This is a genomic window from Lelliottia sp. EB106-05-01-XG201, from assembly GCF_058791735.1.
Genome location: NZ_JBYTDV010000001.1, coordinates 1592989 through 1614116, shown reverse-complemented (window position 1 = coordinate 1614116; position 21128 = coordinate 1592989). Strand labels below are relative to the sequence as shown.

19 protein-coding genes are annotated in these 21128 nt (G+C 57.3%); 8 read left to right on the top strand and 11 right to left on the bottom strand.

Annotation, left to right across the window (positions count from 1 at the left end):
* Nucleotides 1-309 precede the first annotated feature (309 nt).
* The 4 genes from AC3WS9_RS07515 to bglX all read right to left on the bottom strand — a co-directional run bounded on the left by AC3WS9_RS07515 (nucleotide 310) and on the right by bglX (nucleotide 7160).
* On the bottom strand, nucleotides 310-1551 hold the full coding sequence (locus AC3WS9_RS07515) for an MFS transporter (protein ID WP_492487572.1): 1242 nt from the start codon (nucleotides 1549-1551) through the stop codon (nucleotides 310-312).
* On the bottom strand, nucleotides 1548-3101 hold the full coding sequence (locus tag AC3WS9_RS07510; protein ID WP_492487570.1) for an MFS transporter: 1554 nt from the start codon (nucleotides 3099-3101) through the stop codon (nucleotides 1548-1550). The genes AC3WS9_RS07515 and AC3WS9_RS07510 overlap by 4 nt, the downstream gene beginning before the upstream one ends.
* Nucleotides 3098-4429, bottom strand: a complete 1332-nt coding sequence (locus AC3WS9_RS07505; protein WP_492487568.1) for a glycoside hydrolase family 28 protein — start codon at nucleotides 4427-4429, stop codon at nucleotides 3098-3100. The genes AC3WS9_RS07510 and AC3WS9_RS07505 overlap by 4 nt, the downstream gene beginning before the upstream one ends.
* Before the next feature lie 433 nt (nucleotides 4430-4862).
* A complete protein-coding gene (bglX, locus tag AC3WS9_RS07500; protein ID WP_492490309.1) occupies nucleotides 4863-7160 on the bottom strand; it encodes a beta-glucosidase BglX in 2298 nt (765 codons plus the stop codon).
* Nucleotides 7161-7348: 188 nt separating this feature from the next.
* On the opposite strand from bglX, the gene dld reads away from it, so the two are divergent.
* Complete coding sequence (gene dld, locus AC3WS9_RS07495; protein WP_285149303.1) at nucleotides 7349-9115, top strand: D-lactate dehydrogenase; 1767 nt, start codon at nucleotides 7349-7351, stop codon at nucleotides 9113-9115.
* Nucleotides 9116-9209: 94 nt separating this feature from the next.
* The gene (locus AC3WS9_RS07490) at nucleotides 9210-9764 is read left to right on the top strand and encodes a GNAT family N-acetyltransferase (protein ID WP_282495078.1); all 555 of its coding nucleotides are present in this window, start codon (nucleotides 9210-9212) and stop codon (nucleotides 9762-9764) included.
* Between the two features lie 204 nt (nucleotides 9765-9968).
* Here AC3WS9_RS07490 and pbpG read toward each other — a convergent pair whose 3' ends face one another.
* Entirely contained in the window at nucleotides 9969-10889 is a 921-nt protein-coding gene (pbpG, locus tag AC3WS9_RS07485; protein WP_285144047.1) for a D-alanyl-D-alanine endopeptidase, read from the bottom strand.
* Nucleotides 10890-11055: 166 nt separating this feature from the next.
* Nucleotides 11056-11643 carry a Yip1 family protein gene (locus AC3WS9_RS07480; protein ID WP_282495080.1) on the bottom strand — a complete coding sequence of 196 codons (588 nt, stop codon included), beginning with the start codon at nucleotides 11641-11643 and terminating at the stop codon, nucleotides 11056-11058.
* A gap of 173 nt (nucleotides 11644-11816) precedes the next feature.
* Here AC3WS9_RS07480 and AC3WS9_RS07475 point away from each other — a divergent pair, with 173 nt between their 5' ends.
* A complete protein-coding gene (locus tag AC3WS9_RS07475) occupies nucleotides 11817-12383 on the top strand; it encodes a DedA family protein (RefSeq protein ID WP_285144046.1) in 567 nt (188 codons plus the stop codon).
* 4 nt (nucleotides 12384-12387) lie between these two features.
* Here AC3WS9_RS07475 and AC3WS9_RS07470 read toward each other — a convergent pair whose 3' ends face one another.
* Together AC3WS9_RS07470 and mdtQ are read right to left on the bottom strand one after the other, a co-directional pair.
* Complete coding sequence (locus AC3WS9_RS07470) at nucleotides 12388-13161, bottom strand: SDR family oxidoreductase (RefSeq protein ID WP_492487564.1); 774 nt, start codon at nucleotides 13159-13161, stop codon at nucleotides 12388-12390.
* Between the two features lie 48 nt (nucleotides 13162-13209).
* Complete coding sequence (mdtQ, locus tag AC3WS9_RS07465; protein ID WP_492487562.1) at nucleotides 13210-14628, bottom strand: multidrug resistance outer membrane protein MdtQ; 1419 nt, start codon at nucleotides 14626-14628, stop codon at nucleotides 13210-13212.
* A 220-nt stretch (nucleotides 14629-14848) separates the two neighbouring features.
* On the opposite strand from mdtQ, the gene yohP reads away from it, so the two are divergent.
* Nucleotides 14849-14932 (top strand): small membrane protein YohP, encoded by an 84-nt coding sequence (yohP, locus tag AC3WS9_RS07460; RefSeq protein WP_087855921.1) that lies wholly within the window; start codon nucleotides 14849-14851, stop codon nucleotides 14930-14932.
* Between the two features lie 37 nt (nucleotides 14933-14969).
* Here yohP and dusC read toward each other — a convergent pair whose 3' ends face one another.
* Nucleotides 14970-15902 carry a tRNA dihydrouridine(16) synthase DusC gene (gene dusC / locus AC3WS9_RS07455; protein WP_285149298.1) on the bottom strand — a complete coding sequence of 311 codons (933 nt, stop codon included), beginning with the start codon at nucleotides 15900-15902 and terminating at the stop codon, nucleotides 14970-14972.
* Nucleotides 15903-15974: 72 nt separating this feature from the next.
* Complete coding sequence (locus AC3WS9_RS07450; RefSeq protein WP_285154346.1) at nucleotides 15975-16241, bottom strand: hypothetical protein; 267 nt, start codon at nucleotides 16239-16241, stop codon at nucleotides 15975-15977.
* A 216-nt stretch (nucleotides 16242-16457) separates the two neighbouring features.
* Here AC3WS9_RS07450 and AC3WS9_RS07445 point away from each other — a divergent pair, with 216 nt between their 5' ends.
* From AC3WS9_RS07445 to sanA, 4 genes are all read left to right on the top strand, one after another.
* Nucleotides 16458-16856 carry a CidA/LrgA family protein gene (locus AC3WS9_RS07445; RefSeq protein WP_282495086.1) on the top strand — a complete coding sequence of 133 codons (399 nt, stop codon included), beginning with the start codon at nucleotides 16458-16460 and terminating at the stop codon, nucleotides 16854-16856.
* A complete protein-coding gene (locus AC3WS9_RS07440) occupies nucleotides 16853-17548 on the top strand; it encodes a CidB/LrgB family autolysis modulator (RefSeq protein WP_154127372.1) in 696 nt (231 codons plus the stop codon). Before AC3WS9_RS07445 ends, AC3WS9_RS07440 begins: the two co-directional genes overlap by 4 nt.
* Before the next feature lie 128 nt (nucleotides 17549-17676).
* Complete coding sequence (gene cdd, locus AC3WS9_RS07435; protein WP_492487559.1) at nucleotides 17677-18561, top strand: cytidine deaminase; 885 nt, start codon at nucleotides 17677-17679, stop codon at nucleotides 18559-18561.
* Between the two features lie 129 nt (nucleotides 18562-18690).
* The gene (gene sanA / locus AC3WS9_RS07430; protein WP_282495088.1) at nucleotides 18691-19410 is read left to right on the top strand and encodes an outer membrane permeability protein SanA; all 720 of its coding nucleotides are present in this window, start codon (nucleotides 18691-18693) and stop codon (nucleotides 19408-19410) included.
* A gap of 702 nt (nucleotides 19411-20112) precedes the next feature.
* Here the strand turns inward: sanA and mglC are convergent.
* On the bottom strand, nucleotides 20113-21123 hold the full coding sequence (gene mglC, locus AC3WS9_RS07425; RefSeq protein WP_100779526.1) for a galactose/methyl galactoside ABC transporter permease MglC: 1011 nt from the start codon (nucleotides 21121-21123) through the stop codon (nucleotides 20113-20115).
* Nucleotides 21124-21128 lie beyond the last annotated feature (5 nt).

The window sequence follows — 21128 nt, the reverse complement described above, 5'->3', positions numbered from 1 at the left end:
TTCAAGCGGCTGTAAAGCTGGAGGGATCGGGAGTCCGGCTGAAAATCGCCGAAGCGTTTCCTGGAGGCCGGGTCGAGGCGCAGGGAAGCGCCGAGAGGGTGCGACCTGCATGGATGCAGGATCGCGCCCGACCCGAAAGCCGCAAGGAATAAGCTGAGGGCACCGCGAAGCGGCGATTTTCCTGGCCGGGAGCCGGGATTGTTAAGGGGGCGGCGGCCCCCTTAACACGTTCACCGCAGAGAAATTAGCAAGAAGCAGAAGAATGAAAGTGAACGGAACGATTCCACTGCTCCCTCAAAGAGCTTAGCCTTAATGACCAGTAGCTTCCGGCAACCTGAGCGGAATCGTCAGCAAACTGGCGGCAAAATAGAGCCCCGCCATCACCCACAGCGTCCCTTCCACGCCGAAAGGTGACACGCATAGCGTCACAATCAGCGGGCCAACGAAATTACTCAGCCCCGACCCGAGATTCAGGCAGGAGATGGCCGCGCCTTTGTTCTCCGGCAGCAGCGACGGGATCAGCGCGCTCAACGGGCCAAAGGCCCCCAGCCCGATGGCGTAGAGAGCCAGGGCCAGAAACAGCGCCGTTTCGCTGTCGCCGAACAGGACCGGGGCGTAACACACCGCCAGCATCGCCAGGCCGCATAGGGTGCCGGAGAAACAGACCACCGTGTTGCGCCAGCCGATGGTGTCGCCCAGCCAGCCGAAAAAGTAGTTGGCAAAGATGTTAACCACGTTTACCAGCCCCCAGATGGTGAGCCATTCGGCAATGCTAAACCCGAAGCGCGGGAGATAGACTGGCATCAGGATCACCAGCGAAAACTTGCCGATATCGTTGATGGTTTTGACGATCACCGCCAGACGCATTTTCGGCTCGCGCACCAGCACCAGAATGCCCTCGGCAAAGGCCGCGCCGAGATGGCCGCCGCGCTGCCACTGGGGACGGTCGCGATTGAGTACCAGGGCGCAGAAGGCTCCGAGCCCCACAAACGCAAACCCGCTCAGCAGCGTGGACGTTTCGCCGATGCGCGACAGCATCAGGCTGGAGTACCACGGCCCGACGATGGTCATCCCCACGCCGAACGCAATCCAGAACCACGATACCGCGCGCCCGAGGATCCCCGGCTCGCAGCGTTGGTTAATCCACACCAAAAACGAATAGGCAAACAGTGGATAGGCCACGCCGCGCAGGGCGTAGCTCGCCACCATCAGGGGATAATTTCCCTGCGGCAGCGCGTAGCCGATAAACGGAATCGAACCGATGAAGTAGAGAAGCGTCGCGGCCCACATCAGGCGGCGCAGGCCGAGCACGCCCGCGCCAATCCCGGAGAACCACGACACCGCCGCGACGCACAGGCCAAACACCGACGACAGCAGGCTGATATGGACCGCGTCAAAACCCCGGTGCTGGAGCATCGACGCCAGCCAGCTCTGCTCGATAGTGGCCCCGGTGATAAACAGGAAAATCCCGACAAAGCCCCAGCACAGCTCCTTCGGTAATCCCAGCCGGGCCCACAGGCCCTGCTGGATAAATACGCTCTGATCCGTCATGCCATTTTGTCCCGCAGTGCGCGCGCATTCAGGCGTTTACGGTTCTGATAGCCGACGCTGTTTTCCCCCCAGCAGTGGTCGTACCGCATTCCGGTCAGGCTCTCGATCACCGCTTTGTTCTCCGCGCTGACCGTCGCCTTGCTGCCGCCCTGTTTCAGGCGAGCCACCTCTTCGTTCAGGATCGCGTGGGTGCGGCTGTTGACCTTAAACTGGAAGGCGGACCAGATGCCCCATAGCGTCAAAATGACCGGGAGCACAATCATGATCACCAGAATCATGTTGATGGCCGACTGCGGCTGGGCGCTTTGCCCGGAGACAAATCCGGACATCTGCAGCGCCACGCCGACGAGGAAAATCGACAGTGCCTGCGAGGCCTTACGCAGCAGGCTCATAAAGCCCGCGAAGATCCCTTCCCGGCGACGGCAGGTGAGAATTTCATCCACGTCCGCGACGAAGGTGTAGTTGTTCCACGGAATGGCGTAGATCCCGCCCCGTGCCAGCCCGGCTACCGCCGCACCGATGTACAGCAGCGTCATCCCGCTGGTGCCGCTGAAATACGCCGAGACAAACAGGGCAAAGGCCACCAGCGCCATCGTCGCCTGTGTCGCAAAGGCGCGCGACGGGGAGAAGCGCAGGGTCAGCCAGGTCGCGATGCCGACGCCGAAGAACTGCAGGCCGTTCACCACGCCCAGCAGGTTGGAGGCCATCACCGACGAGGTCATCAGGGCAAAGACCACAAAGTAGGTAAAGACCGAGTTGAAAATGTCCTGCGCCACCGAGCCGCCGAGATACATCCCCAGGTGTGAGCGGAAGGTTTTGATTTTTAACGTCGAAACGAAATCGTAATAGATATGGTACGCCCGGGTGGTGAACGGCTCTTTCTCTTCGTCCTCGTCCTGATGCTCGTTTTGCTGGATCTCCTCCAGCGAGCGCTCCCAGGTGCCGAAGTAGACAAAGAACAGCACAATCATAAAGGAGACGGTGAAAATCGCCCCGGTGTAGAAGAACGAATCGGAAGAGTCAGGCCCAAAGTACGCCACCAGACGCCCCGGCAGGAACGCCGCCGCAAAGCCCGCGAGCTGAGCGATGTACATGCGCGCGCTGGTCAGTTTTGAGCGCTTTTTGAAATCCGAGGTCATCTCCGCCGACAGGGTGTCGTACGGGATGATGATCATGGTGTAGACGATCTCAAACAGGATGTAGAACAGCAGATACATCCAGTAGTTGAAGCTCTCCACCCACAGCAGGCTGTAGACCGACACCAGCGGAATACTGGCTAACAGGAAGAAACGGCGGCGGCCAAACCGGCGGCCGAGACGCGTTTTGTGGAAGTTATCGGAAACGTAGCCGATCACCGGACACATAATCACATCGACAATTCTCGCCACCGCGAACAGCGACCCCGCCTGGATTGGCGTCAGGCCGCAAAAGGTGGTTAAGAAGAACAGCAGCCAGGCGCTGACCAGGGTAAAGGCCCCCGAGCCGATCACATCCGCCAGGCCGTAGCAGACGTAGTTCCGCAGTTTGATTTCTCGCACTTTTTTGATCATTTTGAACTCCGGATATTCTCAGGATCCCAGCCCGCAGGCAGCGGCGATGGGCGCGTCAGAGTGACGGCGTGCAGGTGCAACCCGTCGACGCCATGGGCATAAATGGCGGGCAGGCCGTGCGGATAAGGTTCCACGCCGTGGGCGCGCCCGGTTTCGACATTCACCTTATAGGCGTTGTCCAGCCCCATTCCGGTCGGCCGCTCCGGGTTGCACGGCGGACGCACGTCGTAGCAGCCCTGTTCATCGGACTCGGCGAGTTGCTGATTGAAGGTCAGCCCGTTGAAGGTGATGTCGCGAATAGCCCCCGGCGTTTCGCTGTGCAGATTGATTGCCCCCTCCCCCGTCCCGTTCAGGCCCGAGAAGGTGACCTGGCGGATATCGCCTGGCGTCACGTCCGGCGCGCGATGGCGAACCGAGATAAACACCGGATCCGCTTTCCCCCAGTGGCACGGATGGCCGTGGCGACAGTCGAAGAGAATGTTGCTGAAACTCATCATGCTGAAATGGCCGCCGTCGCGGGAGACCAGGCCAATCCCGCGATTGGATTCAAAGATCACGCAGTTGCTGACGGCCAGATGGGTGATGTCGGCGAAGGTTTCGGTTCCGACTTTGATCGCGCAGCTTTTGGAGCGGATGATGCAGTTGTTGATCGTAACGTTGTAGATCGGCTGCTGCAGTTCGGGCGCTTTGGCGGTGGTTTTCAGGCAGATGCCGTCGTCGGCGGCGCTGAAATAGCTGTCGCTGATATGCACGTGCTGGCAGCTGTCGATATCCAGCGCGTCGGTATTCGCCAGCGTCAGACCGTTATCGATGGTGATGTTGCGGATAAACACGTGATTGCAGCTCACCAGATGGGCGGTCCACATCGGCGAGTCGTACAGGGTGATGTCGGTGATGCGCACCTGCTCGCATCCTTCCAGCACCAGCAGACGCGGCCGCTGGGGTTTGGGCTGACGATAGCCCTGGTCATCCGCCTGTGAGGCAAACCAGGCCGTGGCGTTGCCGTCGATACAGCCCGCTCCGCTCAGCGTCACATTGCGCGCGTCGCGAGCGTAGATCAGCGCCATGCGCGACAGCTCGGCCATGCTTTGGGTTTCTGCCGCGTGGTAATCAACGACGTTCTGGCTGGCGAGCAGCCGCGCGCCCGCGTCCAGATGCAGGGTGAAATTCGACGGCAGCACCAGCGTGCCGGTGAGGTAAATTCCCGGCGTGACCACCAGCGTGCCGCCTCCGGCTGCGGCAAGTTGATCGATTAGGCTTTGGAGGGTGGACGTCACCGGCGTCTGGCCGCTGCGATCGAGGGAGACATTTTCTAATGAGAGTTTCATGTGAATACCTGTCTGCTGTGATGTGACAGGGATTAAACGGGTTTTCTGTGCAGGATGAGCGGCGTGTTTAGCGGGGTTTTGTGGGAAGAGTGAAGAGAGTCACGCCTGTTGGATGCGGGGGGTAGCGCTTTTGATCCTGTTCACGTTTTCGCCGGTGAGGGAAAAATGAAGTGTGAATAGGGTCACGTTTGGCGGGTGGTTGAGCGGGTGAAAAGTGCGTTTCGCAGGGATTTCGGGGCGAAGGGACGTAATGTTGAGGGATGGGTCACAGATTGGGTGGGTGGTGAGGGGTTGGGGGTTGTGCGGCCTGGAACCCTCACCCCGTCCCTCTCCCTAAAAGGGAGAGGGGGAAAACCGCCCCCCACTCACCAACCTGCTCAGAACAGTCCCCTCTCCCCTATGGGGAGAGGGTTAGGGTGAGGGGAAACCGCCACTACAGCAGCTCAAACTCCCCTTTATTCACCCGCGCCGAATCCACGCCGATAAACACGTTGAACTTGCCCGCTTCCGCGTCGTATTTCATCTGCTGATTCCAGAACTTCAGCGCATCCACATCAATCGGGAAGCTGACGGTTTTGGTTTCACCCGGCTTCAGATCAACCTTCTCGAAGCCGCGCAGCTGTTTCACCGGACGGCTCATGGACGCCGTCACATCCTGGACGTACATCTGAATCACCGCTGCGCCTTCGCGTTTACCGGTGTTGGTCACATCGACGCTGGCCGTCACTTTTCCGTCACGTTTCATCGTTGGGGCAGACATTTTCACATCCGACACCTTGAAGGTGGTGTAGCTCAGACCATAACCGAACGGATACAGCGGGCCGTTAGCTTCGTCGAAGTAGCGCGAGGTGTATTTGTTCGGCTTATCGGCGTTATACGGGCGACCGGTGTTCAGGCGGCTGTAGTAAACCGGGATCTGGCCGACGGAGCGCGGGAAGGACATCGGCAGTTTGCCCGACGGGTTGTAATCGCCAAACAGCACGTCGGCGATGGCGTTCCCGCCTTCGGTCCCGGCGAACCAGGTTTCCAGCAGCGCATCGGCCTGCTGATCCTCTTTCACCAGCGTCAGCGGACGGCCATTCATCAGCACCAGCACCAGCGGTTTGCCGGTCGCTTTCAGGGCGCTAATCAGGTCGCGCTGGCTCTGCGGAATGTTGATATCGGTACGGCTGGATGCTTCGTGGGCCATGCCCTGCGCTTCACCGACGACGGCAACCACCACGTCAGACTGCTTCGCCGCGTTGACCGCTTCGTCGATCATCTCTTTCGCCGAGCGTGGATCGACTTTCACCGCCTCTTCGTACTGATTCAGGAAGGTGACGATGTCTTTGTCGTCAGTGACGTTCGCCCCTTTGGCGTAAACGACTTTGCCGTTTTCACCCAGCGCGTTCTTGATGCCGGTGAGTACGGTAACGGACTGATCGGCTACGCCCGCGGCGGACCAACTGCCCATCACGTCGCGTTTGCTGTCAGCCAGTGGGCCGACCACCGCAATGGTGCCAGATTTTTTCAGCGGCAGCGTCTCAAGACGGTTTTTCAGCAGCACCAGGCTTTCGCGTGCCACTTCACGGGCTTCTTTGCGATGCAGGCGGCTTTCGGCGTTGGTGTCGACCGGGTCAGAATCTTTCGGCCCTAAGTGGCTGTACGGATCGTTAAACAGCCCCATGTCATATTTCACGTTCAGCACGTGACGGGTGGCGTCGTCCAGCTCGGCCATGGTGACTTTGCCGGTTTTCACCAGGTCAGGCAGGTATTTGCTGTAGTACTCGTCGCTCATGCTCATGTTGATCCCGGCTTTGAGCGCCACGCGGACCGCGTCTTCCGGATCGGAAGCGGTACCGTGTTTAATCAGCTCTTTGATCGCGCCGTGATCGGAAACGGTAATGCCTTTAAAGCCCCACTGGTCGCGCAGGACGTCTTTCAGCAGCCAGGAATCGGAGGTCGCCGGCGTGCCGTTGAGGGAGTTCAGGGCCACCATCACCGCGCCGCTGCCCGCGTCAAGTCCGGCTTTGTACGGCGGCATGTAGTCGTTGAACAGGCGCTGCGGGCTCATGTCGACGGTGTTGTACTCCTTCCCGCCCTCCACTGCGCCATAGGCGGCGAAGTGTTTGACGCTGGTCATCACCGAATAGCGATCCGCCGGGCTTTTGCCCTGCATCGCTTCGACCATGGTTTTGCCGAGAGTGGCGGTTAAATAGGTGTCTTCCCCGAAGCCTTCCGAAGCGCGGCCCCAGCGCGGATCGCGCGAGACGTCGACCATCGGCGCCCAGGTCATGTTCAGGCCGTCGTCGGCGGCTTCATAGGCGGAAATGCGCCCCACGGTTCTCACCGCATCGAGGTTAAAGGACGAGGCTAAACCGAGGCTGATCGGGAAGACGGTACGCTGACCGTGGACCACGTCGTAGGCGAAGAAGAGAGGAATTTTCAGGCGGCTGAGCTGCATCACCTGGTCCTGCATTTTGCGGATATCTTCCCGGGTCACGGTGTTAAAAATCGCCCCGACCTGGCTCTCCTTGATCATCTCGCGGATCGCCTCTTTCGGGTTATCCGGCCCGACGCTTATCAGACGCAGCTGGCCGATTTTTTCATCGACCGTCATTTTGGTGAGCAAGTCCGTGACGAAGGCGTCGCGGGCTTCCGGGGTTAATGGGTGGTTGCCAAACAGATCGTCAGCCAGCGCGGGTTGCAGCGCCAGGCTTACTGCGACAGCTACAGAACAAAGCCATTTCATGTTGTTGTACTCTCTCATCATCAACCGCCGGGAAACTCGGCCAGACCGTGCGAAAAGCGCAGTGTGCCACAAACCCTCAGAACGTTGCAGGGTTATTCTCTGATTTTTCTCATGAATACTTGTTCGCTTAACAGTTAATCGCGCTATGCTTTACAGCGAGAAATTTGCCCCACCACAAGGAGTGGAAGATGACTTCTGTTCGCACACAAAATAACAACACATTGATTAACGAACTGTCTCGCCTGGTCGGTCATTCACACCTGCTGACGGACCCGGAAAAAACCGCCCGCTATCGCAAGGGCTTCCGTTCTGGTCAGGGTGAAGCGCTGGCCGTGGTCTTCCCCGGCACGCTGCTGGAACTCTGGCGCGTCCTGAGCGCCTGCGTCGCCGCCGACAAAATTATTCTGATGCAGGCGGCGAATACCGGCCTGACGGAAGGCTCCACGCCGAACGGCAATGATTACGACCGCGACATCATCATTATCAGCACCCTGCGCCTCGATAAGTTGCATCTGCTGGATAAAGGCGAACAGGTGCTGGCCTATCCTGGCACCACGCTCTATTCCCTGGAAAAAGCGCTCAAGCCGCTGGGCCGCGAGCCGCACTCGGTGATTGGCTCCTCGTGCATTGGCGCGTCCGTGGTCGGCGGGATCTGCAATAACTCCGGCGGTTCGCTGGTGCAGCGCGGTCCGGCGTACACGGAGATGTCTCTGTTTGCGCGTATTGATGAAAACGGCAAATTGCAGCTGGTGAACCATCTGGGGATCAACCTGGGCGTGACGCCGGAGCAGATCCTCAGCAAGCTCGACGACGAACGCGTGAGCGACGCCGACGTGCAGCACGATGGCCGTCACGCCCACGATCACGATTACGTTGAACGCGTACGTGATATCGAGGCCGATACCCCGGCGCGCTATAACGCTGACCCCGATCGTCTGTTTGAATCCTCCGGCTGCGCGGGCAAGCTGGCGGTGTTCGCCGTGCGCCTCGACACCTTCCCGGCGGAGAAAAATCAGCAGGTCTTTTATATCGGCACCAACCAGCCGGACGTGCTGACCGAGATCCGTCGCCATATTCTGGGTGAATTCCAGAATCTGCCGGTCGCGGGCGAGTATATGCATCGCGATATTTACGATATCGCCGAGCGCTACGGGAAAGACACCTTCCTGATGATCGACAAGCTCGGCACCGACAAAATGCCGTTCTTCTTTACGATGAAGGGCCGCGCCGACGCGATGCTCGGCAAAGTGTCCTTGTTTAAACCGCACTTCACCGACCGCTTTATGCAGAAGCTCGGCACCGCCTTCCCGGCGCATCTGCCGCCGCGCATGAAAAGCTGGCGCGATAAGTACGAACATCACCTGCTGCTGAAGATGTCGGGCGACGGGATTGCCGAAGCGCAAACCTGGCTGGCGGAGTTCTTTAAAACCGCAGAAGGCGATTTCTTTGCCTGTACGCCGGAAGAAGGCAGCAAGGCATTCTTACACCGCTTTGCTGCGGCAGGTGCGGCGATTCGCTATCAGGCAGTTCACGCGGACGAAGTTGAAGATATTCTGGCGCTGGATATCGCCCTGCGCCGCAACGATACGGAGTGGTTTGAACATCTGCCGCCGGAAATCGACAGCAAGCTGGTGCATAAACTCTATTACGGTCACTTTATGTGTCACGTTTTCCACCAGGATTACATCGTCAAAAAAGGCGTCGACGCACATGAACTGAAAGAGCAGATGCTGGAGCTGCTGCGTGCGCGCGGGGCGCAATACCCGGCGGAACACAACGTCGGCCATCTGTATGAAGCGCCTGAGACGCTTAAACGTTTTTATCGTGAGAATGACCCGACAAACAGCATGAATCCGGGCATTGGTAAGACGACGAAGCATAAATACTGGAAAGAAGCGGCTGACGCAGAGCGCGACGCGACGCAAGCCGCTGATCAAACAGTAAAGCCACACTGAAATTATTGTTAAGCACGTGATTCTCGTACTAGAGTAGTTTCACGCCGCCGGAGAAACGTTTCTCCGGCTTTTTTCTCTGAGGAGCCTGCCCACCATGTCGGCCGTTGATATCTTACCCGCATCCGAAGTTGAGGTGCGCGACGCCCAACCTGACGACGTTCATGCCATCGCCGCGATCTACGCCTGGCATGTGCTTAACGGGCGCGCATCGTTTGAAGAAGTCCCTCCCACCATTGAAGAGATGCGCCAGCGCATGAGCAAGATCGCCGCCGACGGTTTGCCGTGGCTGGTGGCGCTCTATCGTGGCGTGGTGGTCGGGTATTGCTATGCGGGGCTGTATCGCGCGCGCCCGGCTTATCGCTATACCCTTGAAGAGTCGATTTACGTCGATGCCAGTGCGACGGGCCGCGGTTTTGGCAGTGCGCTGATGGATGCGCTGATCGCACGCTGCGAGCAGGGTCCGTGGCGGCAGATGATCGCCGTGGTCGGCGACGGGCATAACAATGCCGGATCGCTGCGGTTACATAAAAAGCATGGATTCGAAGTGGCCGGACAGCTGAGAAGCGTGGGCTACAAGAAGGGGAACTGGCGGGATACGCTGATTATGCAGCGTCCGCTGAACGACGGGGACTGGACGCTGCCGGAATAGCTTTTGTGCGGTTTCCTCTGCGCTCTGATGCCCTCACCCCGGCCCTCTCCCACGGGGAGAGGGAGAAAACACTAAAAACGGCAACGAGGTTGCCGTTTTGCTTTTACCTTGTAGGCCCGGTAAGCGAAGCGCCACCGGGCGCTTTTGCCGGGCGGCACTGCGTTTGCCCGGCCTACAAAAACCACCGTCAACAAAACACTATCATTAATCGTTTTGCGCCGTTTCCATCTGCGCCGCTTTTTGCTTTTTGTAGCTCATCGCGGCTGCCGGAACGGGTGTCACTTTCCCGGTTTCAATCCAGGTGCGTAAACGACTCGCATCGGCGAAGTGGGTGTATTTCCCGAACGCATCCATCACCACCAGCCCAACCGGTTTACCGTTAAACACGGTACGCATCACCAGACAGTGACCCGCCGCATTGGTAAAGCCGGTTTTGGTTAACTGAATATTCCAGTTATCGCGATAGACCAGATGGTTAGTATTGCGGAACGGCAGGGTGTACGCCGGATTCGCGAAGGTCGCCATCTCTTCACGCGTGGTGCTGAGCTGACCGATCAGCGGATACTGTTTGCTGGCAATCAGCAGGTGGGTCAGGTCGCGCGCGGTCGAGACGTTATGAATCGACAGTCCGGTCGGCTCGACAAAACGGGTGTTCGTCATGCCTAAGGATTTGGCTTTGGCATTCATCGCGCGGATAAACGCGTTATACCCGCCCGGATAATGGTGCGCGAGGCTCGCGGCCGCACGGTTTTCCGAGGACATCAGCGCCAGCAGCAGCATGTTTTTACGGCTGATTTCGCTGTTCAGACGCACGCGGGAGTAAATCCCCTTCATCTCTGGCGTCTGGCTGATATCGACTTTCAGTTTCTCATCCAGCGGCAGTCGTGCATCAAGCACCACCATCGCGGTCATTAATTTGGTGATTGAGGCGATCGGACGTACCAGATCCGGGTGACTGGAGTAGATCACCTTGTTGGTATTCAGATCGACAATCATAGCGCTACCGGAGGCAATTTCCGGCTGGGCGGCAGTGGTCACTGCGGTTGTTTTGGCGATAGCTGGCGCAGCAACGGGCACAGCCAGAATCAGCGCAAGGCTAAGCAAAGAAACTCGGAATTTCAGCATGGTGAGACTTCTGATAATTATTCATGCACGTGATGACGTACGCCTCCTGTTACATCGGGCGAAACAGGCTGGCAAAGGCATCATAGCTGCCCTGGTGAGTTGTCGCCACTAGAGAATCATGAACAGATGCTGCATTGCTGGCATTTACACCAGCAATGCATTTTGGTCAGAAGAGACGGTACCCGTAACCCCAGAGGATCACCGTGAGCGCCAGCAGCGCCTCCAGCACCAGCACGCCGATGGCGAGGGTAGAACTGGAAAAACTTAAGCCCTCTTCTTTGTTGATATTGAGGAAGGTCGGAATCCCCACGTACAGCAGATAGCCGGTGTAAAACAGCGCGATGGTCCCTATCAGCGCACACAGCCAGACCAGCGGATAGAGCGCCACAATGCCGCTCATAAACAGCGGCGTCGCCACGTATCCGGCGAAGACCATGCACAGGGTAAGCGACGGACGCTGCGGATAGTTTCGCGCCATCCAGTAGATCACCCGCCCCATTATCGCGACGCCTGCCAGCATCAGACCGTAAAAGACCACCGCCAGCGCCAGCCCGGTCATCCAGGAGAGCTTCACGACGTTGCCATCGCCAAAGTTCCAGCCGATTTGTGTTGTGCCTATAAACGCGCAGATCACCGGTACCGCCGCCATGAGCAGGACATGGTGCGTGTAGTGATGCGCGACCGTTTCGTTCTCGCTTCTGATGACATGCATCTCACGATCGGGATGGGAAAAAAGCCCCCAGACATGGTTCATACAGCCCCCTCATTGTCGGCCCGCAAGGCGATACTCTCAGTATAATGCAGCTTTAGATTATTTTATGACCAGCCGCGAAAATGCCGCGACGGGAAAATGTCGTGGTTGCCGCGCCATTGATTCACAGGGTGTATGCTTAAAGGAGGTTCACAGAGGGAGACAACGCTGACCTTATGGATATCAATAGTCTGATTGAACAGTATGGATATGCGGCGCTGGTGATTGGCAGCGTGGCGGAAGGTGAAACCATTACGCTTCTCGGGGGAGTGGTTGCGCATCAGGGGCTGCTCCGCTTCCCACTGGTGGTGGCCTCCGTGGCGCTCGGCGGGATGATTGGCGATCAGCTGCTCTACTTGCTGGGATTGCGCTTCGGTCCGACCCTGCTCAAACGTTTCTCAAAGCATCAGAAAAAAATCAACCGCGCCCAGCGGCTGATCCAGCGGCATCCCTATCTGTTTGTTATCGGCACCCGGTTTATGTACGGCTTTCGCATTATCGGTCCGCTGCTGATTGGTGCCAGCCGCCTGCCACCGAAAATCTTCCTGCCGCTGAATATTATTGGGGCCATCGCCTGGGCGCTGATTTTTACCACCCTCGGATACGTCGGCGGGGAAGTAATTGGCCCGTGGCTGCATAATTTCGATAAGCATCTGAAGCACTGGATCTGGCTGATTCTGGTGGTCGTGGTAGTGGTTGCCTGGCGGCTGTGGCTGAAACATCGAGAAAACGCGCGGGATTAACGCCTCATCCCGCCGGTTTAAACTGCGGATTCGCCAGCATAAACCCGCCATCGACAATCAGTGATTGCCCGGTAGTGTAGCTGGCATCCGTGTCGCAGAGCCACGCGACCAGGCTTGCGATCTCGTGCGTTTTCCCCGGTCGTCCGAGGGGGATCTCTGGCATCGATCCCTCTTCAACTTCGCTGTCGTCCATGCCGTTCATCGGCGTGGCGATGGCTCCGGGTGCGACAGCGTTGACCAAGATTTTATGTTGCACCAGTTCGAGCGCCATCGATTTGGTCAGACCGCCCAGGGCGTGTTTTGCCGCCGTGTAGGCGCTGGCATCCGGAAGCGGCGTATGTTCATGCACCGAAGTGACATTGATGATTCGTCCACCCTGCCCCTGCTTCACCATCTGCCGGGCGGCGATTTGCGAGCAGAGAAAGGCCCCATCCACATCCACGGTAAAAATCGCGCGCCAGTCATCAAACGACATATCAAGAAACGGTGCTTTGGCCATCGCCCCGGCGTTGTTGACCAGCGCATCCAGACGACCGAAGCGGGCAATCAGCGTCTCAATCGCTTTCGCCCCTTGCGGCAACTGGCTTAAATCCAGCTGAATGGCCTCGGCGCGGCGCCCCAGCGCTTCAATTTCCCGACAGGTTTTCTGCGCCCCCTCTTCATCGGAGTGCCAGGTCACGCCGATATCAAAGCCCCGCTCAGCCAGCAGCAGAGCGGTGGTTTTGCCAATTCCTGAATCCGATGCGGTGACAATTGCCACGCGTTGAGTCGCTGCCATACCTACCTCCGCACAATCGCAAAGAGGTAAGTATAGATAACCTGAGGTTTAGCTGTGGTGATACCCGCCGCCGAGCGCGGAGGTGAGCTGCAGCGTGGCGTCAACATACTGCCCCTGCAGCGTCAGACCGGCGATTTGCTCCTGCAGGGCTGGAATTTTCACTTCGCTGACGCGCGAACCGGCAATGATCCCGGCGTTGAAACGCGCCTGCGCCTGGGCCACCACGCGGGCGGTGTCGGCTTCGATCTTCTGCTGTTGCTGGGTTTTATTGATGAGGGTGTCCACTTCACTGGCAGTGCGCGCCACCTGATTCACCGCATCCACCACCGCTTTGTTGTAATTCGCGACGGATAAATTGCTCTGCGCCTGGGCGATATCCAGATTCGCGTTCAGTCGTCCGCTGTCGAAGATCGGCAACGTCAGCCCTGCGGTAACGCCCATCTGCTGCGCCGACGAGCGGAAGAGATCGCTTAAGTGCAGCGCGTCCTGTTGCAGGAACGCCATCAGATTCACATCAGGATAAAAGGCCGCTTTCGCCGCATCCACGTCGTTCATGGACGCTTCGATATACCAGTGCGCTTCCTGCAGATCCGGGCGGCGCGCCAGGAGTTCGTAGCCAAGCGTTGGCGGCAGCGAAGCCTCGGTTTTCGGCAGTGCGTGCGGGGTCAGTTTCATCGTTGAGGTATTGGTCAGCGCCTGCAGACGCGCCTCGATGGCTTTCATTTTCCCGTGAACTTCAGCCATCTGCTCTTCGGTTTTACTGGCGTTGATGTCGGTCGCGACACCCTGGATGGATGAATTAATGCCCTGCTGGTAGAGCTCGCGATCGACGGCGATGATCGACTGTTGCTCCTGCTTAATGTTAGTGAGCACGTTGCCAATCGCGGCCTGGGTTTGCCACTCCCAGTACAGGCGCGCGACGCTGCTGGCGAGCAGCTGGCGGGTCTGTTCCATCTCAGCTTTCTGCGCGTTGACCTTGCCGATCCTGGCCTCGACCATTGAGCGGTTTTTACCCCACAGATCCAGATCCCAGCCTGCGGTCAGGCCAAAGGTGCCGTTGGTGTACCACGGCCCGGTGGTGCCCGCCGCCGGGTCGGTGAAGGCAAACGGGCCCATCAGCCCTTCTGCCGACATTTTTTGCCGCTCGGCATCGGCGGAGAAATCAATCTGCGGCCCGTCGGCGGCCATCGCCATTTTGGCCTGGGCTTCTGCCAGGGCGATGCGCTGATGGGCAATCTGCATATCCGGGGCATCCGCCTGCGCCTTCGCAATCAGGGCATTAAGCTCCGGATCATTGAAATCTTTCCACCACTCATTTTTGGGCCACTGGGTATGGGCGAGCTGAGTGTTGATTTGGGTTGCGGGCGCCTGCTGTTTCAGCGAGGCCGCGGTGTCGTGGCCTGGCGCGCATGACACCAGTAAAAAAGAAAGAGGTAAGCTAAAAAATACAAGAGTTGAACGTTTCATCACGCATTCACTTAAAAAAGAAAGACGCAAATTACGCCTGCTGCTTTTCTTTTTTTTAGTAACCCGTGGCAACCAGTATTTAGAAACACACTCACACAGATGGAAATTTATTCACCATATGAATCAGTCAATTATATTCATTCTTATGGCTTATCATTTGCCGCTGCCGTCTGGCTGCTACACTTTACGTGATTGAAGCTCAATGGCGAGGGAGAAGGGAATGAAGATACTACTGTGGATTATCCTGATTATTTTCTTGATTGGCTTACTGGTGGTAACCGGCGTGTTTAAAATGATTTTCTGATGGTTTGCCCGACCGGCGCGCGCCTGTCGGGCCACACCTATTTGGACTGGATCACCCGGGCAATCTCTGCCGAGGTTTGTAGTGTACGAATCTCCTGAAACAATCCCAGCGCCTCAGAATATTCTTTGCGTAAGTAACTCAGCCACTGCTTAATGCGCGCCACGTGATACAACCCGGTGTCGCCCTGCTTTTCCAGACGCGAATATTTTTGCAGCAATGTGACCACATCCGGCCACGGCATGCGCGGTTCGTTGTACTTCACCACCCGACTGAGGTTGGGGATATTCAGCGCGCCGCGACCGATCATCACCGAATCACAGCCCGTCTCTTTCAGACAGGCCTGCGCGCTTTCATAGTCCCAGATTTCACCGTTGGCGATCACCGGTATCGACAGACGCTTGCGGATTTCCCCGATCGCCTGCCAGTTAATTCGGTCTGCTTTGTAGCCGTCATCTTTGGTACGACCATGAACGACAAGCTCCGTCGCCCCGGCCTGCTGCACCGCATCGGCAATTTCAAACTGTCTGTCGCCGTTGTCCCAGCCCAGACGAACTTTCACCGTCACCGGCAGATGCGCGGGCACCGCTTCGCGCATCGCTTTGGCACCGCGATAAATCAGCTCAGGATCTTTTAGTAAGGTCGCACCACCGCCGCTGCCGTTGACCATTTTCGACGGGCAGCCGCAGTTAAGATCGACGCCGTAAGAGCCGAGCTCCACGGCGCGGGCCGCGTTCTCCGCCAGCCATTCCGGGTATTGCCCCAGCAGTTGCAGACGCACCAGGGTGCCGGAGGTGGTCCGGCTCTGGCGATGCAGCTCCGGGCAGAGTCGATAGAACGACTTTACTGGCAACAGCATATCGACCACCCGCAAAAACTCGGTGACGCAGAGATCGTAATCGTTCACTTCCGTCAGCAACTCGCGCACTAAGGAGTCGAGCACACCTTCCATCGGTGCCAGTAAAACACGCATTCGTAGACCCTGTGAAAAAAGAGGCGCTATAGTAGCCGCTCTCTGGTGGCCTGCAAAGATCTTAACGCAGGTCTATCTCATCACCAGGTAGCCCACCGCTGCGGCAACGACCACAATCAGTACCGTAAAAATCGGGCCCGTCGCGAAAGCGTATAAATTCAGCTCTTCTTCTTTTTTAATATCGTGGTAACGCGCCAGCGCGCTTGAGGCATCCGCCGCTTCGATCTCTTCAAACTCCTGCTCATAGCCCTGCTGTTTCAGGTGCGATGCGGCATCCGTATCGCCTTTCCTGACTGTCGAAATCTGTGTACCTTTCCTGAAAAAGATGAAATTTGACATACAAAGCCCCTGTCCATAAGAGTGGATTTATCATATCACTGCTTCAAAAATAGTCACCGCAACTACACTGTTTTGACAGGCTTTTACAATGAATCCTATGGAAACGCCCGACGTTCCAAAAGGGAATGTCTGGTATGCTCAAAATTCATGTTGTGATCCGTAGCACGTTTCTATGTTTAATTGTATGATGAATGCGTTCCCCCAAGGACTATCACCATGAGCAAAACTCTCAATATCATCTGGCAGTACCTGCGCGCGTTCGTGCTGATTTATGCCTGCCTGTACGCAGGGATTTTTATTTCATCTCTGCTGCCTATCACTATTCCCGGCAGCATTATCGGCATGCTGATTCTGTTTTTACTGCTGGCGCTGCAAATTCTGCCCGCCAAATGGGTCAATCCTGGCTGCTTCGTGCTAATCCGCTATATGGCGCTGCTGTTTGTGCCGATCGGCGTCGGGGTGATGCAATATTACGATCTGCTTAAAGCCCAGTACGGTCCGATCCTGGTTTCCTGTGCCGTGAGTACGCTGGTGGTGTTCCTGGTAGTGAGCTGGAGTTCGCATCTGGTGCATGGCGAACGCAAAGTGGTTGGGCAGAAAGGAAGTCAAAAATGATGGCCAATATCTGGTGGTCGCTGCCGCTGACCTTAGTGGTATTTTTCGCCGCACGAAAACTTGCCGCGCGTTTCAAGATGCCGCTGCTCAACCCGCTGCTGGTGGCGATGGTAGTGATTATTCCCTTCCTGCTGCTGACGGGGATTCCGTACGAGCGCTATTTCGCGGGCAGCAAAATTCTCAACGATTTGCTGCAGCCCGCCGTGGTGGCGCTGGCCTTCCCGCTGTATGAACAGCTGCACCAGATCCGCGCGCGCTGGAAGTCGATCATCACCATTTGCCTGATCGGCAGCGTCGTCGCCATGGTGACGGGCACGTCGGTTGCCCTGCTGATGGGCGCATCGCCGCAAATCGCCGCCTCTATTCTGCCGAAATCCGTGACCACACCGATTGCGATGGCCGTGGGCGGCAGTATCGGCGGGATCCCGGCGATCAGCGCGATGTGCGTTATTTTTGTCGGTATTTTGGGCGCGGTATTCGGTCATACCCTGCTAAATTTAATGCGTATCCGCACCAAAGCCGCCCGCGGACTGGCGATGGGGACGGCCTCGCACGCCCTGGGCACGGCACGCTGCGCCGAGCTGGACTATCAGGAAGGCGCGTTCAGCTCGCTGGCGCTGGTGATTTGCGGGATCATGACCTCGCTGATTGCCCCGTTCCTGTTCCCGATAATTCTGGCGGTGGTGGGCTAAAATTTGCGATGCGTCGCGCAAATTTCATTTTGTTTTCATAAGTTGCATACATAATGAGAAGTGGATCACATATAAAGCGCTATCGGCTCCGTACACTACCGATCCATTAACCTTTATGAGGCATTGCCATGCACCCACGTTTTCAAACTGCTTTTGCCCAGCTCGCAGAGAATTTGCAATCAGCCCTGGCTCCGGTTCTGGCGGATACGCACTTCCCCGCCCTGCTGACTGCGGAGCAGGTCACGACGCTTAAACAGGCAACGGGACTGGACGAAGACGCGCTGGCTTTCGCACTGCTGCCGCTGGCTGCCGCCTGCGCCAGAGCCGATCTCTCCCATTTCAACGTTGGCGCTATTGCGCGCGGCGTGAGCGGGACCTGGTATTTCGGCGGGAACATGGAGTTCCTGGGTGCGACCATGCAACAGACCGTCCACGCGGAGCAAAGCGCCATCAGCCATGCCTGGCTGCGCGGTGAAAAAGCGCTGCAGGCCATCACCGTGAACTACACCCCTTGCGGTCACTGCCGCCAGTTCATGAATGAGCTGAATAGCGGGCTGGAGCTGCGCATCAACCTGCCGGGTCGCGAGCCGCATACGCTGGGTGACTACCTGCCGGACGCCTTTGGTCCGAAAGATCTGGATATCAAAACCCTGCTGATGGACGACCAGGATCACGGCTACGCCCTGACCGGCGATGAGCTGGCGCAAGCGGCCATCAAGGCGGCGAACAAAAGCCACACCCCGTACAGCAAATCGCCGAGCGGCGTGGCGCTGGAACTGCGTGATGGCAAAATTTTCTCCGGGAGCTATGCGGAAAACGCTGCCTTCAACCCGACGCTGCCTCCGCTGCAAGGCGCACTGAACCTGCTGAGCCTGAACGGCTACGACTATCCGGATATCCAGCGCGCGATTCTGGCTGAAATTGCCGATGCGCCGCTGATCCAGTGGGACGCCACCGCCGCGACGCTGAAAGCGCTCGGCTGCACCAGTATCGACCGTCAGCTTCTGTCCTGATTCTCCTGTGCGGGCAGAAATGCCCGCCCTGCTGATGAAAATCCCCCCAATCAAACCGCTGTTTCTTGCGCTTACCAGGCGGGTAAAGTAGCCTGAGTAAAATTTCCCTCCACGGAACGAGCCATCTTCATGTTAAAGCGCGTGTTTTACAGCCTGTTTGTCCTGGTCGGCATTCTGCTGTTGACGGTGCTCGGCCTCGACCGCTGGATGAGCTGGAAAACCGCCCCCTATATCTTTGACGATCTGCAGGATTTGCCTTATCGGCAGGTCGGCGTGGTGCTGGGCACCGCCAAATATTATCGCACCGGCGTGATTAACCAGTATTACCGCTACCGCATTCAGGGCGCGCTGAACGCCTACAATAGCGGCAAGGTTAATTACCTGCTGCTGAGCGGGGATAACGCCCTGCAGAGCTATAACGAGCCGATGACCATGCGCAAAGATTTGATTGCCGCAGGCGTCGATCCGGCAGATATCGTGCTCGACTACGCCGGGTTCCGCACCCTGGATTCCATCGTCCGCACACGTAAGGTCTTCGATACTAACGATTTTATCATCATCACTCAGCGCTTCCACTGCGAGCGAGCGCTGTTTATCGCGCTGCATATGGGCATTCAGGCCCAGTGCTATGCGGTGCCTTCTCCGAAAGACATGTGGAGCGTTCGCGTGCGTGAGTTTGGTGCGCGCTTCGGGGCGCTGGCGGATCTGTATCTCTTCAAGCGTGAACCGCGCTTTTTAGGGCCGCTGGTACCGATCCCGGCAATGCATCAGGTGCCAGAGGATGCGCAGGATTATCCGGCGGTGACGCCGGAGCAGTTGCTGGAATTGCAGAAGAAAGAGAAGAAATAAGTCATTTTCTTTGGCTTTACTCCTTTGTGGAAAAAGTGGAATTGTTCCGTTCACTATTAGTTCGCTGCTTCCTGTCCGCCTTTCTGCGGTGAACGTGTTAAGGGGGCTACCGCCGCCCCCTTAACAATCCCGGCTCCCGGCAAAGAAAATCGCCGCTTCGCGGTGCCCTCAGCTTATTCCTTGCGGCTATCGGGTCGGGCGCGTTCCTGCATCCATGCAGGTCGCACCCTCTCGGCGCTTCCCTGCGCCTCGACCCGGCCTCCAGGAAACGCTTCGGCGATTTTCAGCCGGACTCCCGATCCCTCAACCTTCTTAGCCGTCTGAATGTGGCACCGATTTTGGTCCCCGCAGAAATCGGCGAACCGGAGGCCAGATGACAAGGGCTGGACGCCAGGGATGGCGGCCAGAGGCGAAACGAGACAGGACAAAATTGCCGGGAGCAATTTTGAACAGCGCTTGCGCTGGCCCCGTAGGGGCGAGTCCCATGGATGGGACGAGTAATCACGAGTCGAGCCGACCGAGGGCAGCTGGCCGGGAGGTGAGCGCAGTGCGAAGCACCGATTTCATGGCGGGGCGCGGGGATTGAAAAGGGGGCCGCGCAGCCCCCTTTTCACGTTCACAGGTTATGAAGCCATTATATTCTGTAGAACATAAGGTGAACGGAAAAACCTCAGATGCTTCATAACTTACATTGCTAAAAAATTACTTCTTACGCGCGTACTTCAATGAATCCAGCGCTACCGCGAAGATAATAATCGCGCCCTTAATGATGTACTGCCAGTACGGGTTCACGCCAATATAGGTCAAACCGTAGTTGATAACGGTGAAGATAATCACACCCGTCACCACGCCCACTACCGTACCCACACCACCGCTGAAGGACACACCGCCCACCACGCAGGCTGCGATCGCATCCAGCTCGTACATAAAGCCGAGGTTGTTGGTGGCGGAGCCGATACGCCCCGCTTCCAGCAAGCCGCCGAAGGCATAGAACACGCCGGACAGGGCATAAATCATCAGCAGGTTCAGGGCAACGTTTACGCCGGACACTTTCGCTGCTTCCGGGTTACCGCCGATAGCGAAGATATTTTTACCGAAGCGCGTTTTGTTCCACAGCACCCATACGAACGCCACGGCGATCAGCGCGTAGAAGGTGATGTAGGAAAGTCGGAAACTGCCCAGCGCCACAAAGCCTTGCGCAAAGGTCGAGAAGCCGCTGTCGAAGCCTGAAATCGGGGATGCACCCACGAAGTCGTAGTACAGGGAGTTGATACCGTAAACGATGATCATCGTGCCCAGGGTGGTGATAAACGGCGTCACGTTCAGGTAGGCGATGATAATCCCGTTGATCAGACCAATAATGGCACCGACCACGCAGACGATCAGCACGACCACGATAATCGGCATGGTCGCCATTTCCGGGAACACCTTGTTGGCGTTTTCCATCGACTGCAAAAGCGTTGCCGCGACAACCGCCGCCAGGCCAACCTGACGCCCGGCTGACAGGTCCGTACCCTGAGTCACAATCAGCCCTGCCACGCCGAGTGCGATGATGATACGCACCGAGGACTGAGTCAGAATGTTACTCAAGTTAAGCAAACTTAAGAACGTAGGGTCCTGGAAAATAATAATGGCCAGCAATACTAAAAGAACGACGTAAATACCGCCCTCTTTCAGATAAGTGAGAAAACTTTTTTTATTTAACGCACTCATGAGGA

Excerpts from the sequence above, each read along its gene's own strand:
- AC3WS9_RS07515 (WP_492487572.1), bottom strand. The coding sequence starts at position 1,551 with ATGACGGATCAGAGCGTATTTATCCAGCAGGGCCTGTGGGCCCGGCTG.
- AC3WS9_RS07510 (WP_492487570.1), bottom strand. The coding sequence starts at position 3,101 with ATGATCAAAAAAGTGCGAGAAATCAAACTGCGGAACTACGTCTGCTAC.
- AC3WS9_RS07505 (WP_492487568.1), bottom strand. The coding sequence starts at position 4,429 with ATGAAACTCTCATTAGAAAATGTCTCCCTCGATCGCAGCGGCCAGACG.
- bglX (WP_492490309.1), bottom strand. The coding sequence starts at position 7,160 with ATGAAATGGCTTTGTTCTGTAGCTGTCGCAGTAAGCCTGGCGCTGCAA.
- dld (WP_285149303.1), top strand. The coding sequence starts at position 7,349 with ATGACTTCTGTTCGCACACAAAATAACAACACATTGATTAACGAACTG.
- AC3WS9_RS07490 (WP_282495078.1), top strand. The coding sequence starts at position 9,210 with ATGTCGGCCGTTGATATCTTACCCGCATCCGAAGTTGAGGTGCGCGAC.
- pbpG (WP_285144047.1), bottom strand. The coding sequence starts at position 10,889 with ATGCTGAAATTCCGAGTTTCTTTGCTTAGCCTTGCGCTGATTCTGGCT.
- AC3WS9_RS07480 (WP_282495080.1), bottom strand. The coding sequence starts at position 11,643 with ATGAACCATGTCTGGGGGCTTTTTTCCCATCCCGATCGTGAGATGCAT.
- AC3WS9_RS07475 (WP_285144046.1), top strand. The coding sequence starts at position 11,817 with ATGGATATCAATAGTCTGATTGAACAGTATGGATATGCGGCGCTGGTG.
- AC3WS9_RS07470 (WP_492487564.1), bottom strand. The coding sequence starts at position 13,161 with ATGGCAGCGACTCAACGCGTGGCAATTGTCACCGCATCGGATTCAGGA.
- mdtQ (WP_492487562.1), bottom strand. The coding sequence starts at position 14,628 with ATGAAACGTTCAACTCTTGTATTTTTTAGCTTACCTCTTTCTTTTTTA.
- yohP (WP_087855921.1), top strand. The coding sequence starts at position 14,849 with ATGAAGATACTACTGTGGATTATCCTGATTATTTTCTTGATTGGCTTA.
- dusC (WP_285149298.1), bottom strand. The coding sequence starts at position 15,902 with ATGCGTGTTTTACTGGCACCGATGGAAGGTGTGCTCGACTCCTTAGTG.
- AC3WS9_RS07450 (WP_285154346.1), bottom strand. The coding sequence starts at position 16,241 with ATGTCAAATTTCATCTTTTTCAGGAAAGGTACACAGATTTCGACAGTC.
- AC3WS9_RS07445 (WP_282495086.1), top strand. The coding sequence starts at position 16,458 with ATGAGCAAAACTCTCAATATCATCTGGCAGTACCTGCGCGCGTTCGTG.
- AC3WS9_RS07440 (WP_154127372.1), top strand. The coding sequence starts at position 16,853 with ATGATGGCCAATATCTGGTGGTCGCTGCCGCTGACCTTAGTGGTATTT.
- cdd (WP_492487559.1), top strand. The coding sequence starts at position 17,677 with ATGCACCCACGTTTTCAAACTGCTTTTGCCCAGCTCGCAGAGAATTTG.
- sanA (WP_282495088.1), top strand. The coding sequence starts at position 18,691 with ATGTTAAAGCGCGTGTTTTACAGCCTGTTTGTCCTGGTCGGCATTCTG.
- mglC (WP_100779526.1), bottom strand. The coding sequence starts at position 21,123 with ATGAGTGCGTTAAATAAAAAAAGTTTTCTCACTTATCTGAAAGAGGGC.